Origin of the sequence: Brevibacillus sp. BD137 (assembly GCF_041644655.1) — a bacterium.
Taxonomy (GTDB): Bacteria; Bacillota; Bacilli; order Brevibacillales; family Brevibacillaceae; genus Brevibacillus; species Brevibacillus brevis_D.
In genome coordinates this window covers 115,987-129,233 of record NZ_JAOTNO010000003.1, presented here as the reverse complement: position 1 = coordinate 129,233, position 13,247 = coordinate 115,987, and the positions used below count along the sequence as shown (strand labels likewise).

Annotated in this window: 15 protein-coding genes; all 15 read left to right on the top strand. The window is 47.6% G+C overall.

Annotated elements, in window-relative coordinates; translation table 11 throughout:
- On the top strand, positions 1-1,533 hold the full coding sequence (nuoN, locus tag ODZ53_RS07275) for an NADH-quinone oxidoreductase subunit NuoN (RefSeq protein WP_064200414.1): 1,533 nt from the start codon (positions 1-3) through the stop codon (positions 1,531-1,533).
- Positions 1,534-1,636: 103 nt separating this feature from the next.
- Complete coding sequence (locus tag ODZ53_RS07270; protein ID WP_015893606.1) at positions 1,637-1,867, top strand: DUF1146 family protein; 231 nt, start codon at positions 1,637-1,639, stop codon at positions 1,865-1,867.
- 96 nt (positions 1,868-1,963) lie between these two features.
- On the top strand, positions 1,964-2,707 hold the full coding sequence (locus ODZ53_RS07265) for a YwmB family TATA-box binding protein (RefSeq protein ID WP_372676495.1): 744 nt from the start codon (positions 1,964-1,966) through the stop codon (positions 2,705-2,707).
- Between the two features lie 18 nt (positions 2,708-2,725).
- Entirely contained in the window at positions 2,726-4,042 is a 1,317-nt protein-coding gene (gene murA / locus ODZ53_RS07260) for a UDP-N-acetylglucosamine 1-carboxyvinyltransferase (RefSeq protein WP_064200416.1), read from the top strand.
- 174 nt (positions 4,043-4,216) lie between these two features.
- Positions 4,217-5,233 carry a stage II sporulation protein D gene (spoIID, locus tag ODZ53_RS07255; RefSeq protein WP_372676494.1) on the top strand — a complete coding sequence of 339 codons (1,017 nt, stop codon included), beginning with the start codon at positions 4,217-4,219 and terminating at the stop codon, positions 5,231-5,233.
- An 87-nt stretch (positions 5,234-5,320) separates the two neighbouring features.
- Entirely contained in the window at positions 5,321-6,055 is a 735-nt protein-coding gene (locus ODZ53_RS07250; RefSeq protein ID WP_372676493.1) for a peptidoglycan DD-metalloendopeptidase family protein, read from the top strand.
- A gap of 180 nt (positions 6,056-6,235) precedes the next feature.
- Positions 6,236-6,520 carry a sporulation transcriptional regulator SpoIIID gene (gene spoIIID, locus ODZ53_RS07245; RefSeq protein ID WP_003388385.1) on the top strand — a complete coding sequence of 95 codons (285 nt, stop codon included), beginning with the start codon at positions 6,236-6,238 and terminating at the stop codon, positions 6,518-6,520.
- An 81-nt stretch (positions 6,521-6,601) separates the two neighbouring features.
- Entirely contained in the window at positions 6,602-7,618 is a 1,017-nt protein-coding gene (gene mreB, locus ODZ53_RS07240; protein WP_069850976.1) for a rod shape-determining protein, read from the top strand.
- A gap of 7 nt (positions 7,619-7,625) precedes the next feature.
- Positions 7,626-8,615, top strand: coding sequence for a flagellar hook-basal body protein (locus ODZ53_RS07235; RefSeq protein WP_372676492.1), 990 nt, complete (start codon positions 7,626-7,628; stop codon positions 8,613-8,615).
- 15 nt (positions 8,616-8,630) lie between these two features.
- A complete protein-coding gene (locus tag ODZ53_RS07230) occupies positions 8,631-9,464 on the top strand; it encodes a flagellar hook-basal body protein (protein ID WP_372676491.1) in 834 nt (277 codons plus the stop codon).
- Positions 9,465-9,499: 35 nt separating this feature from the next.
- Positions 9,500-9,754: a DNA-directed RNA polymerase subunit beta gene (locus tag ODZ53_RS07225; RefSeq protein WP_173605650.1), complete on the top strand. Its 255-nt coding sequence runs from the start codon at positions 9,500-9,502 to the stop codon at positions 9,752-9,754.
- Positions 9,755-9,887: 133 nt separating this feature from the next.
- Positions 9,888-10,409, top strand: coding sequence for a CDP-alcohol phosphatidyltransferase family protein (locus ODZ53_RS07220; protein WP_015893596.1), 522 nt, complete (start codon positions 9,888-9,890; stop codon positions 10,407-10,409).
- A gap of 173 nt (positions 10,410-10,582) precedes the next feature.
- Entirely contained in the window at positions 10,583-11,041 is a 459-nt protein-coding gene (gene fabZ / locus ODZ53_RS07215; protein WP_372676490.1) for a 3-hydroxyacyl-ACP dehydratase FabZ, read from the top strand.
- Positions 11,042-11,308: 267 nt separating this feature from the next.
- A complete protein-coding gene (locus tag ODZ53_RS07210; RefSeq protein ID WP_372676489.1) occupies positions 11,309-12,046 on the top strand; it encodes a WecB/TagA/CpsF family glycosyltransferase in 738 nt (245 codons plus the stop codon).
- A 27-nt stretch (positions 12,047-12,073) separates the two neighbouring features.
- Positions 12,074-13,174, top strand: a complete 1,101-nt coding sequence (locus tag ODZ53_RS07205; protein ID WP_064200423.1) for a glycosyltransferase family 4 protein — start codon at positions 12,074-12,076, stop codon at positions 13,172-13,174.
- Positions 13,175-13,247 lie beyond the last annotated feature (73 nt).

Genomic DNA, 13,247 nt, shown 5'->3' with positions numbered 1-13,247 from the left:
ATGGAGGTTAAAGATATTTTCTCATATGACTGGAGCTACCTTCTGCCCGAGTTTATCATTCTTGGCTTTGCTACCTTTTTATCACTGCTGGATCTTTTTGCGGGCAAGCGCCTTGGCAAGCAGGTCATTGGTTGGCTATCCTTCCTGGGAACGGTCATAGCGGCGATCTTTGTGATTATCAATATGAATGCTCTCGATAAGCCATACAGCTACATGATCGACATGATCCGAATCGATGATTACGGTAATGCGTTCAAGCTGATTTTCCTGGCAGGGACAGCTTTCGCCATTCTCATCTCGCTGTCCTATCTGAAAGCAGGAGAAGTCCAGCACAGAGGCGAGTACTACTATTTGCTGCTGACCGGGCTTCTCGGGGCTATGGTCATGGCTTCGTCGGCTGACTTAATTACCTTGTTCGTTGGACTGGAGCTATTGTCTCTCTCGTCCTATGTACTGGTCGGATTGCGAAAAAAATCGCGGCTTTCCAACGAGTCGGCGTTCAAATACGTCGTTTCGGGAAGTATTGCCACGGCTGTGCTCCTGTTCGGGATGTCGTACGTATACGGACTCGCGGGAACCACACATATTTATGAAATCTCATTCCGGTTGGCAGAAGCGGGAATGGCGGGCTATCAGTTCCTCGTCTATACGGCGTTTGCGTTTCTCGCAGTAGGTCTTGCATTCAAAATATCTGCAGCGCCTAACCACATGTGGGCGCCAGATGTTTATCAGGGTGCTCCTACCCCAGTCACTGCTTTCCTAGCAGTTGTGTCAAAAGCAGCAGGTTTCGCGCTGATCTTTCGCGTGATGATGATCTCGTTTTTCAACGTTTCCGATGGAACGGGATCAGGACGGTTCTTTTTCGAAGAGGGAAGCCTCTATCTGGGGCTGATGGCAGCCGCCTCGATGATTATCGGGAACACGATGGCGCTCAGGCAGACAAACGTCAAGCGTATGATGGCTTATTCAGGTATTGCGCAAGCGGGCTATTTGCTCGTGCCGTTTGTACCGCCGACCTCTCTCTTTTTCAGCGAGGTAATCTTCTATCTGTTCGGTTATTTGCTGGTCAGCTTTGGGGCTTTCGCTGTGATTATGGTTGTATCTCGTGAGCAAGAGACAGAGGATTTGAAAGGATTCGCCGGATTGTATCATCGATCACCAGTGATGGCCATTGCGATGAGCATCTTCCTCTTGTCCCTGGCGGGTATCCCGATTACGGTTGGCTTCTTCGGGAAGTTCTATCTGTTCATGGGTACATTAGTGGTAGAAAACTACTGGCTGGCGGCAATTATGATCATCACCAGCGTCATTTCCTACTACTACTACTTTGGGATTATTCGTCAAATGTACATGCGTCCTGGGACGACTGAAGCACCGATGGTTGTGCCAAAAGGCATTTGGACGTTTATTCTCATCATGGCAATCGCTACCGTATTCTTCGGTGCTTTCCCTGGTCTGGTCACCGACTATATCCAGATTCATTTCAATCCGTCCTTTGATTTTGGGAACATGCTCTCTCCCAGCTCTCAGTGATACTCGTAACTGAATAGCACTTCAGGTACAATAGAAGGGATGGCTCGTGATCGGGCCGTCCTTTTTCTATGATTCTCGGTTGGGCAATGAGGAGGTAACGAGCATGTCACAAGAAGTATATGGCTTGTTGAGCATCATTTTATCGATTGCGTTTATTGGGCTCGCTTGGTGGGCGTTGCAATCCTTTCGCTTTGATAAGATTTTGAAAAAACCAAATGGTGCTCAAGCGAAGCTGTTGCAAATTATTCTTTCCATTGTGATTGGATATGAACTGTCCCGCTTTTTCCTTGATTACTTGGGCTGGTCCCTGACATTTGGGAATTTGTTCAACTAAATACCCAAAGACGACGATTCGCTGGTATATCCACCCAGCTACATGTACAAAATGAGAAGTACAAAGAGATACATGTAAGCATAGGAGAGGATATCAATGGGGAAATGGTCTGGTTGGTGCGTGCTGGCTCTATTGCTCGTGATGGGGGCCGTGTATTGGATGCCTGCAGAAGCAAAGGAAGAAAAGCCGGTTGTGACAGAAATGATGGAAGTACTAGAAGAGTCGGGCGCAACGGGTGTATCGGTTCAGGTACGTATGCGTACGGCGATGGGAGAAGGCCTGCTTCCTGAACAAGTAAAAGAGTTGGCGACGAAATGGGCACAACAACTTGAGATTCCGTTTTCCCCAAGCGAACAATCGCGTAAACACAACATACTCGCATATAGGACTACATACACACAAAACGGCGTGGATCTGAGCTACGAGGTGACAGGAGTGCCTAAAAATGGAGCATTTTCTGTATATCTAGTACTTCAGTTATCTGGAAACCGTGATTCGCTACTATATATTGGACAAGTACAGGAAACCTTCATGAATGCCCTGCAAAGCGCCGACTTTATTCCGCAAATTAGCACTTGTATTCGCGGATTGTACAATGTTAAGATGGGTGTTGACCAACAGGAGGGTAAAATATTGTCGATTTTTGGTACTCTCCAGGCAACAGAATTAGAACGTTTGCAAGATGAGACGGTTGTCAGCATTTCAGGGTATACCCCTATGTGGGAATCATTCATCGCGTTAAACGGTCAAAAGATGAATCTACAGGTGGCTACTCATCGTGACAGCCATTCTGGAACATGGATTACGGTAGGTACACCAATCATCACTGTGGAATATTAGCACGCGGAGGGGTACACATTGGATAAAATTATTGTCCGTGGTGGTAAGGCATTGGCTGGAAATGTAAAAGTATCTGGCGCCAAAAATGCCGTACTCCCTATTATTGCAGCATCTATCTTGGCAGAAGAAGGGACTTGCGTCATCTCAGACGTACCAGGCCTCGACGATGTCCGGACGATATGCGACCTTTTGAAATCGATGGGAATCTCCCTTACATATGATCATGAAGTGCTGACGATCGATGCTTCCAAGCTTACGAGTGTAGAAGCGTCCTATGAACTGGTCCGCAAAATGCGCGCATCTTTTCTCGTGATGGGGCCGCTTTTAGCCAGAAAAGGACAAGCTCGTGTCGCTCTTCCGGGTGGATGTGCTATTGGTACACGCCCGATCGACCAGCACCTAAAAGGGTTTGAGGCTATGGGAGCCAAAATCGAAATTGGACAAGGGTTTATTGAAGCGACGGTAGAAGGACGATTGAAGGGTGCGAAAATCTACCTGGATATCGCTAGCGTTGGTGCAACAGAAAATATTATGATGGCCGCTGCTTTGGCAGAGGGAACCACATTGATCGAAAATGCGGCAGAAGAGCCGGAGATCGTTGATTTGGCGAACTTCCTGAACAGAATGGGAGCAAAAATCCGCGGTGCGGGTACAGGTTCGATCCGCATCGAAGGCGTGGAAAAGATGAAGGGCTGCACACATTGTGTCATTCCTGACCGCATTGAAGCAGGTACTTTCATGGTGGCTGCAGCGATTACCGGTGGGGATGTCTTTGTGGAAGGTGCGATTTGCGATCATCTCAAATCCGTGACCGCCAAGCTTCGTGAAATGGGCGTGGACATTGAGGAGCAAGAAAACGGCATTCGTGTACGCCGCACAGGCCCACTGAAAGCAGTTGACCTCAAAACGCTGCCATACCCAGGCTTCCCGACGGATATGCAGTCGCAAATGATGGCGCTTTTGCTTGTTTCAGAAGGAACGAGCATTGTGACCGAAACAGTATTTGAGAACCGCTTCATGCACGTGGAAGAGTTCCGTCGCATGAATGCTAACATCAAGATCGAAGGCCGCAGTGCCATCGTCGAAGGCGGTTCTAAGCTGACAGGCAGCAAGGTAGCAGCAACTGACTTGCGTGCGGGTGCAGCACTTGTACTGGCTGGGCTTGTATCTGAGGGAGAGACTGAGGTTTCTGCCCTGCACCATATTGACCGTGGCTACGTGAACTTTACGGAAAAGCTGCTGGCTTTGGGAGCAGATGTAGAACGCGTGGTTCCAGCTCGTGAAAAAGCAGTTTCCGAAACCATCAAAGTAAGCTTCTCTCCTAATTTTGCTTGATAAATGCGTCAACCATATGGCAAAAACGAAAGATTCTCTGCGTATGCAGGGGGTCTTTTTTTCGTTCTCTCGACTCTCTCATTCTCTCGTTCTACCGCTCTGTTGCAGGACATAGACTTTAGTAGGTTATTTAAGACTTTTCGTGTCTAGTACGTAACGGGGAGGATCTCTTGCATGAAACGCTATCTACTCATGTGGTTTATCGCTTTGCCGATCTTGCTCGTCCTGATGCCTGCTGCTCTGGTCTTTTGGTTTTCACCAGAAATAAGCCCTGTCAGTCAGCCTACTGTGGCCGTCCCGGAGCCTGCCATACCTGCGATGAAGGAGTCCGCTTCCACTCTTCCGGTTAAGGTGTACCGTACAGAAAAGAAGGCCGTGGAAACATTACCGCTAGAAACGTATATTACGGGAGTCGTAGCGGCGGAAATGCCAGCCGAGTTTGAGCTGGAGGCTTTAAAAGCACAGGCGTTAGCGGCCAGGACCTATATCGTGCGCCGTTTAAAAGAGGGCAAGTTTGATGATGTGCCATCAGGCGGTCAGGTCTTGGATACGGTGCAGCATCAAGTCTATATGGATGAAAAGCAACGGCGTGAACGTTGGGGAGACCAGTATGAATGGAAAAACAAACGCATCCAGCAAGCAGTTATGGCGACAGCAGGGGTGATCTTGACCTACCAGAACGAGCCCATTGACGCGACGTTTTTTTCCACCAGTAATGGTTTTACAGAGAACTCGGATGAATATTGGGAAAAGCCCATTCCTTATTTGAAGAGCGTTGCGAGTCCTTGGGATATTCAGTCCCCTCGTTATGAGGAAACGGTCGTCCTGTCCACAGTGGAGCTAGAAAAGAATTTGGGCGTCAAGCTCACACAGGAGGCTTCTACCAGTGGTTCCTGGTATCGGATCGAGTCGCGTACAACCGGAAACCGCGTAGGAACCATCAGCATTGGCGGCAAGGAATTTACTGGACGAGAGTTTCGTGAAAAGCTGAATTTGAATTCTTCCTCCTTTACGTTGGACTTGCGTGGCAATCAGGTCTTCATTACGACCAAAGGGTACGGTCATGGTGTCGGGATGAGCCAGTGGGGAGCAAATGGAATGGCCAAAAGCGGCAAAAGTGCGGAGCAAATCGTCAAACACTTCTATCAAGGAATTAGTCTACAAGAGTATAAAAGAGTAATCCCAGCCTAAAAGAAAAGCAAATTTTTACTTTTCCCTACTCTCTCAGGTTTATACGCCAAAATTCTGGCGATACTGAGGGATGAGGTGATGAATAAAATGGAAGATCAAAAAAATCAAAATCAACCGATTCCATTCAAGAAGGCAAGTTCTTGGAAAAAATTTTTGGGCAAGAAATGGGCGTTTCCTGCAATCTACATCGGCACCGCAGCAATCATTCTCGCTTTTGTGATGTGGTATCAGGGCAATGTCATGGACACGGTATCCAAAATGACGAATGGCACAGATGGCGTGGCAGTGACAACTCCTACAGCTCCTGAGACGACTACACCGCAAAACGAAGAAGCGGTACCTGCTACAAGTGGCGTACAACCACTCGCTTGGCCAGTAGGAAAAGGCGTACAGTACAATGTGGGCATGAACTACTACGATGAGAAAGCCTCCAAGGAAAATCAGCAAAAAGCATTGGTGAGCTTCGACAACACCTTTTATCCGCACACAGGTATTGACCTCGTATCCACGGATGGAAAGGGCTTTGATGTCATCGCAGCTCTTGCAGGTAAAGTAGTAAAAGTGGTGAACGATCCACTTGTCGGCAACGAGATTGAGATTGAGCACGCAGGCAAAATGATTACGGTATATCAAAGTATGGAAAGCGTTACAGTCAAACCAGGCGATGAAGTGACAGAAGGTCAAGTAATCGGGTCTGCTGGACGCAACACCCTTGAAAAAGACGCTGGCGCACATCTTCACTTTGAAGTTCGCATCGATAACAAGCCTGTCAATCCAGAGCAATACTTGATTCAGGCTGATACGGAAGTAAAAAATCAATAACCAATGAATGTAGAAAAACACCTGCAAACAACAACAATTGCAGGTGTTTTTTTGCATGTAGTACAAACTGTTGAAAAAAGATGCGGCCGTGCTGGCTTGTCAGGCTTGGAAACGTAGAATATGTGTCCCTACGCACCCATATATTGTATCAGACAATGTAGATACGAGGAGGCGAGTAATGTGCACGACTACATCAAAGAGCGGACCATCAAAATCGGCCGATATATTGTAGAGACAAGAAATACGGTTCGGATGATCGCCAAAGAGTTCGGTGTTTCGAAAAGTACTGTGCACAAGGACTTGACTGAGCGGCTACCTGAGATAAATCCAGAGTTGGCGAACCAGGTTAAGGAAATTTTGGAATATCACAAAGCCATCAGACATCTTCGGGGGGGCGAAGCGACCAAAATTAAGTACAAACGACGTAGTAAAAAAGTACGAGTAGAACAGGAGGAGAGTGTGTAAGAAAGAATTTCCTTGTCCTCTCACGTAGAAGAGCCTATGATATTAGGTAGAAATGTAACTGGTAATCAGGGAGGACCTTTCATGTTTGGCAAAGATATCGGAATCGACTTGGGCACGGCCAATGTCTTGGTTTTTGTAAAAGGCAAGGGAATTGTCCTAGACGAACCATCTGTCGTGGCAATAGATAGTAAAACCAGAAAAGTTTTGGCCGTAGGAAATGAAGCCTATCGCATGGTAGGCCGCACCCCGGGAAATATCGTAGCGATCCGACCTTTGCGAGAAGGGGTTATCGCGGATTTTGAAATCACAGAGGCCATGCTGAAGCACTTCTTAAACAAAATTGGTGGAAAGAGCATGTTTGCCCGTCCGCGTATTTTGATTTGCTGCCCGACCAACATCACCTCGGTTGAGCAAAAGGCAATTCGTGAAGCGGCTGAGCGCAGCGGTGGAGCAAGAGAAGTATTTATCGAAGAAGAACCGAAAGTTGCCGCAGTTGGGGCAGGTATGGACATTTTTCAGCCGTCCGGTAATATGGTAGTGGATATCGGTGGGGGAACGACCGATGTAGCGGTATTGTCGATGGGCGATATTGTTACGTCTTCCTCCATTAAAATAGCAGGCGATACATTCGATGTGGCTATTATGCGTTACATAAAAAATAAATACAAATTGCTAATTGGAGAGCGTACGGCTGAAGATATCAAGGTTCAGATTGGAACCGTATCCGGCGGACGCCAGGACGAAATGGACATTCGGGGTCGAGACATGGTAAGCGGCTTGCCGCAAACGATTACCATTCGCTCCACTGAAGTCCAGGAAGCCCTGGCTGAGTCGGTGAGTGCGATTGTACAAGCTTCAAAATCTGTTTTAGAACGAACACCTCCGGAGCTTTCTGCCGATATAATTGATAAGGGTGTTTTCCTGACCGGTGGCGGCGCATTATTGCACGGTATTGACGAGATTCTGGCAGAGGAGCTGAAGGTTCCTGTGCTGGTAGCGGACGAGCCAATGATGTGCGTTGCAAAAGGAACAGGAATGATGCTGGACTATTTGGACAAGATGCCGGCTCACTCGAATAAGCGATTATTCAGGGGGTAAGATTTACGTGATCAGAGGCTTGTATACGTCTGCATCTGGCATGCTGGCTTTGCAAAACAGGCAAGAATCGCTGGCGAACAATTTAGCAAATATCAATACACCCGGGTTCAAACAGGACGTGGGTGTCATGCGTGCATTTCCGGAGCAATTGCTCTCCCGCATGAATGATAAGGAAGGACTGGATGTTCCGGGCATCCCTACTATGCCTGGACAGCCTGCCATTATCGGGCGTTTAAACACAGGGGTATACATGTCGGAGGCGCTACCGAATTTTGCGCAGGGGGATATTGAAGAGACACGCAATCCGTATGATCTTGCGTTGATGGACAATATCCAGCCAGATCAGAATGGCAATGAGCGGCGGTTGTTTTACAGTGTGGCGCGGATTGAACAAGCAAATTTGGCACAGCCAGCACAGCAAGAGGATATCCGCTATACGAGAAATGGTAACTGGAGCGTGAATTCGGACGGGTACCTGGTGACAGCGGAAGGATATTATGTGCTGGATAGCTCTAATCAGGCGATTCGAATCAACCACGATCCCACACTCGGTACCAATGTCGGTCAAAACCTGAAAATTTCCGAGCGTGGCGAATTGATGCAAGTTACCATTGATCCAATCACAAAAGCAGAACAGTATACGGCGCTTCCTACTCATGCTAGATTGGGACTTGCAGTGGTAACCGATCCGCAGAAGCTTGTACGGGAAGGAACGAATGTTTTCCGATTTGAAGGCGACATAGCGGTAGAAGGGATTGATTTGGCAGAAGCCAACGATCAGGCTGCTATAACAGCAGGTACGTACAATACCCCTATGGTCGTAGGACGTTTCGGTACACAACAGGGCTGGCGTGAACGATCGAATGTAGACCCAGCCCAAACCATGACGAGTATGATGAGTGTGCTTCGCGCCTATGAAGCGAACCAACGGGTGATTACCACGATTGACGGTACGCTGGAAAAGGCTGCTAATGAAATTGGTCGGGTTAATGGATAATAGGAGGTAGGAAGGATGCAGTCGCTTAATATTTCTACATCAGCTATGCGCGGTATTCAGCAAGCGTTGGACAATACAGCCAACAACCTGTCGAACATTGATACGATTGGGTACAAGCGCAGGGTCGCATCGTTTTCCGAGCTTCTCACAGACTCAATGAATGAGCAGCCGGCAGCGGACAACCAAAATCGTAATACACCAATGGGGATAAGAATCGGTAGTGGAGCGCGTCTCGGCATGACCAAGCTGGATCTCGGACAAGGTAGTCTCAAGCAGACAGATGTGCCAACAGATGTTTTGATTGAAGGAGATGGCTATTTTTTGGTCACTCGTAAAATCAAAGATGCGAATAACATCACCGTGGATGAAGAAAGTCGCTTTACGCGTGATGGTTCCTTTAAGCTGAGTTTTGATAATGATGAGAATGGGTACGTATTGCACACATCTTCTGGCCATATTCTGACAGATGATAGTGGCACGAATATCGTATTCCCGGAGCCAGTAAAAAACATCTCGATTTCTCCTGATGGTACTTTCAGTGCGGACGGAATGCCAGCACCTGTAAAAATTGGTGTATGGGATGTAGAGAACCCTGATCAGTTAAAGCAAGTCGGTGAGAATCTGTTTGATGCCGAATTGGCTTTCCGGGCAGGACCGCAAAGTAAATATACCAGTGCCTATGATAATGGTGTAACATTGCGTCAAGGTGCTCTCGAATCATCTAACGTCAGCATGACAGAGGAAATGTCCCAACTGGTGAACATTCAACGTGCGTATCAATTGAACTCACGTGCAATCGGCATCAGTGATCAAATGATGGGCATTGCCAACCAACTGAGAAGCAGATAAACCCATATCATTTCAACATGACGGAGGAGAGGAGCATGGAACAAGGGAAGAGCAAACGTTTCCCGCGTCAGACCGAAGAGGTTAAGTCAAAAGTAAGAGAGCGGGAACGGAGCGGCAAAAATTGGCGGCTGAGAGTTGCCAAGATGGTGCTGGTCCCACTCCTGCTGTTTTTCTCACTGGTCATTGGTCTGATGATCGGATACGGAGGGGTTGGCAAGAAGCCGATGTCTGATGTATTCGATCCAGGTACCTACAAACATATGTGGGATTTAATGTTTGAAGATACGTAAAAACGAAGCTGGACAAGCCCGAACCTATGGTTGGGGCTCCTATTTTTTCGAGGACTTGTTGTGGTGTTTGTCCACAGAGTATAATAGGTCGAGTGGTTGAAAAAGGAAGTGACGATTTGAATACGGAGGGATGATGTCCGTGAATCTTCCTAATTTGCTTACGATCTTTCGCATCGTGCTCATCCCTTTGTACCTGTATGTCTTTTTTTCGGAGTTTCCGTATCATGTTGAAATCGCTTTAGGCATTTTGATTTTGGCGGGAGTGACCGATGTTGCGGACGGGTACATCGCGCGGAAGCATAAGCTTGTGACCACCATCGGAATGATGTTAGATCCTCTGGCAGATAAATTAATGATGCTGGCGGTCATCGCCTCATTATTTTTGACGGATCGAATCAGTGTATGGGCCGCCCTGTTTTTCTTTGTGCGCGATCTGGCCATGATAGTAACAGGAGCTGTTTATCATTTCCGTGGCAAAAAAACTGTCCCAGCAAATGCCTATGGCAAGCTGACCACCGTTCTTTTGTATCTGGTCATTCCGCTCGTGATGTACCGTTATGAGTACAGTGAAGCGATACTTTGGTCGGTTATAGCGTTCTCATTTATTGCGAGTGCGATTTATCTGGCAAAGGCTCGACTATTGAACCGCGTGTAAGTGTTCCTGCACGTTGAAAAAGAGCACTTCCGCTTTTTGGGAGGAAGTGCCCCTTTTATCTTAATCCCGCTTGTCCGTTTAACTGGGGCGGGAGTTATGTATATTGTTTCGTCAGTTAAAGGGTATTCATGCATAGACAAGTCTAGTTAAGTATGGAAATGGAGCGATACATAATGGAAATCAAAGCGCCTTTGGATATTATGCAAATTCAGGAAATCATCCCGCACCGTTACCCGTTTTTGTTGATAGACAAAATTGAAGAGCTGGAGTTAGGAAAAAGAGCAGTTGGAATTAAAAATGTAACGGTAAATGAACCGTATTTCCAAGGCCATTTTCCTGGTTATCCAGTCATGCCTGGCGTCCTTATTGTGGAAGCGTTGGCACAGGTTGGAGCAGTAGCGATGCTCAGCATGGAGGAACATCAAGGAAAAATCGGACTGTTTGCAGGCATTGATGAATTCCGTTTCAAAGATCAGGTGAAGCCGGGAGATACACTGGTACTAGAGGTTGAGCTTACTCGTGTACGTGGTACGGTCGGCAAAGGGCATGGAAAAGCACTGGTAAATGGGAAAGTAGTAGCAGAGGGTGGATTAATGTTTGCCCTGACGGCAGGAAATAAGGCACATTCATGATCATCTTGAATGTGCCTTTCTTTTCGGGTAGAATGGCTAATGGGCAACTCCATGCATGAGAAGGTAGTTTAAAAAGTCATCTTTTGATCACGAAGTAAGTTATGAATGCTTATTCGACATCGAAACTGGCGTTCACCATCGAAGTCCGGTGCTCATGTAGGTCCCCTACACTCCGCTCCTCCTTCTTCAGGTTCTCGCCATTTTCTCGGTGCTGAAAAGACGACTTTTTAAACATTGTTTTAAAAACAAGCACTTGAAGGTGAAGAAATGACCAAACAGGTCGCAACCATATTAGATGTGCCATTTACGACTCGCGGTTTTCGTGAGACTGTCGATCATATAACGGAGCGCATACAAGGCGGTCAAAAGACCCACGTGGTGACAGCCAATCCGGAAATCGTCATGGTAGCGAGAGAGAATCGCGCTTTTCGTTCTATTGTAGAACAAGCCTATGTCGTTCCAGACGGAATCGGAATCGTGTACGCTGCTAAATGGACTAATCAGCCGATTTATGAGCGCGTTACCGGTGTGGAGCTTCTGGAAGCGCTCATGGCGAAAGCCGATCAGCATCAGTGGGGCGTTTATTTACTCGGCGCCAAGCCAGATGTCATTCATTTGGCAAAAGACAAACTGAGTGCTCGTTACCCGAACGCCCGAATCGTCGGATGTCGGGATGGCTATTTTCGCCCAGAGGAAGAAGCTCAAATTGTACAGGAAATTGCCGAAGCGAAACCGCAGCTCCTGTTCGTCGCGCTGGGTGCACCCAGACAAGACGAATGGATGGCGAAGTATCGCGATCAGTTAAATGCCTCCCTGATGATGGGGGTAGGCGGAAGCTTTGACGTCATTTCCGGGAAAGTGAAGCGCGCTCCCGAGATTTGGCAAAAACTGCATTTGGAATGGTTTTATCGACTTGCTTCTGAGCCTTCCCGCTGGAAGCGTCAACTGGCTATTCCTCGGTTTGTTCTAACCGTACTGAAAGAAAAATGGAGTAGCCGTTCCTAGATGCATCCGTAGAGAGGAGAACAGTCGATGTCTACACTAATCCTCGGATTTCTGACTTCGCTGATCATATCGTTTATTGCAACACCATATGTAAAAAACCTGGCTGTAAAAGTTGGAGCAGTGGATGCTCCGAACCAGCGCAAGGTACACACGCGAATCATGCCACGTATGGGTGGCTTGGCAATTTATATCGGCTATCTGGTTGCGTTCTTCCTATTTGTCCCGCATACAAGCATGTCGGAAATGCTGGGAATTTTCATCGGAAGTACGATTGTTATGGTCGTCGGCATGCTCGATGACAAATACCAGCTCTCGCCAAAATGGAAGCTGCTCGGACAGCTAGTCGCAACAGCGATTGTCGTCATACCTTTTGGCTTGAAGATCGGCGTCGTGAATCTGCCGTATAGCGGAAGCATTGATTTTAGCAGTGGCTGGCTTGTCTGGCTCGCGATTCCGATCACGATGTTTTGGATTGTCGGTGTAACCAATGCAGTGAACCTGATTGACGGTCTCGATGGTTTGTCGGCAGGTGTGTCAGCAATTGCTGCAGGGACTATGGGTGTCATGGCCTTGTTGATGGATGATTACAAGGTATCGGCCTACTGTTTCGTGCTCCTTGGAGCGATCCTGGGCTTTCTCTACTTTAACTTTCATCCGGCTCGTCTGTTCATGGGCGACACCGGTTCGCTTTTCTTGGGGTTCAACCTAGCTGCACTATCCATCATGGGATTTAAAGAAGCGTTGTTCGTTTCTTTTATCATTCCAATCGTCGTGCTGGGTGTACCGCTCTGGGATACGTTCTTCGCCATCGTGCGCAGGATCGTGAACAAAAAGCCGATTTCGAGCCCAGACAAAGGGCATTTGCATCACTGTTTGCTGAACATGGGTCTGTCGCACCGCTCGACTGTACTCACGATTTACTCGATCAGCATTTTCTTCGGGACGATGGCGATCCTGCTGACGAAGACGACAAAGTGGACTACGATTATTGTCATGGTCGCGCTGCTGATTGTCATTCATCTCGGAACGGAGATCGTTGGACTTGTTAGCCGCCGTCACCGTCCACTGATTAATGCGTATCGACGGATCAAAATTAAACAGACCGAGCAACAGCGTCGGACGAACTAAAAATCAACAGAACCCTAGCATCTAATGGTGCTAGGGCTTTTTTTCGCCAATATTTAGGGGGAAACACTTAAGT

Coding starts and splice junctions, on each gene's coding strand:
- nuoN (WP_064200414.1), top strand. CDS start 1: ATGGAGGTTAAAGATATTTTCTCATATGACTGGAGCTACCTTCTGCCC.
- ODZ53_RS07270 (WP_015893606.1), top strand. CDS start 1,637: ATGTCACAAGAAGTATATGGCTTGTTGAGCATCATTTTATCGATTGCG.
- ODZ53_RS07265 (WP_372676495.1), top strand. CDS start 1,964: ATGGGGAAATGGTCTGGTTGGTGCGTGCTGGCTCTATTGCTCGTGATG.
- spoIID (WP_372676494.1), top strand. CDS start 4,217: ATGAAACGCTATCTACTCATGTGGTTTATCGCTTTGCCGATCTTGCTC.
- ODZ53_RS07250 (WP_372676493.1), top strand. CDS start 5,321: ATGGAAGATCAAAAAAATCAAAATCAACCGATTCCATTCAAGAAGGCA.
- mreB (WP_069850976.1), top strand. CDS start 6,602: ATGTTTGGCAAAGATATCGGAATCGACTTGGGCACGGCCAATGTCTTG.
- ODZ53_RS07230 (WP_372676491.1), top strand. CDS start 8,631: ATGCAGTCGCTTAATATTTCTACATCAGCTATGCGCGGTATTCAGCAA.
- ODZ53_RS07225 (WP_173605650.1), top strand. CDS start 9,500: ATGGAACAAGGGAAGAGCAAACGTTTCCCGCGTCAGACCGAAGAGGTT.
- ODZ53_RS07220 (WP_015893596.1), top strand. CDS start 9,888: ATGTCCGTGAATCTTCCTAATTTGCTTACGATCTTTCGCATCGTGCTC.
- fabZ (WP_372676490.1), top strand. CDS start 10,583: ATGGAAATCAAAGCGCCTTTGGATATTATGCAAATTCAGGAAATCATC.
- ODZ53_RS07210 (WP_372676489.1), top strand. CDS start 11,309: ATGACCAAACAGGTCGCAACCATATTAGATGTGCCATTTACGACTCGC.
- ODZ53_RS07205 (WP_064200423.1), top strand. CDS start 12,074: ATGTCTACACTAATCCTCGGATTTCTGACTTCGCTGATCATATCGTTT.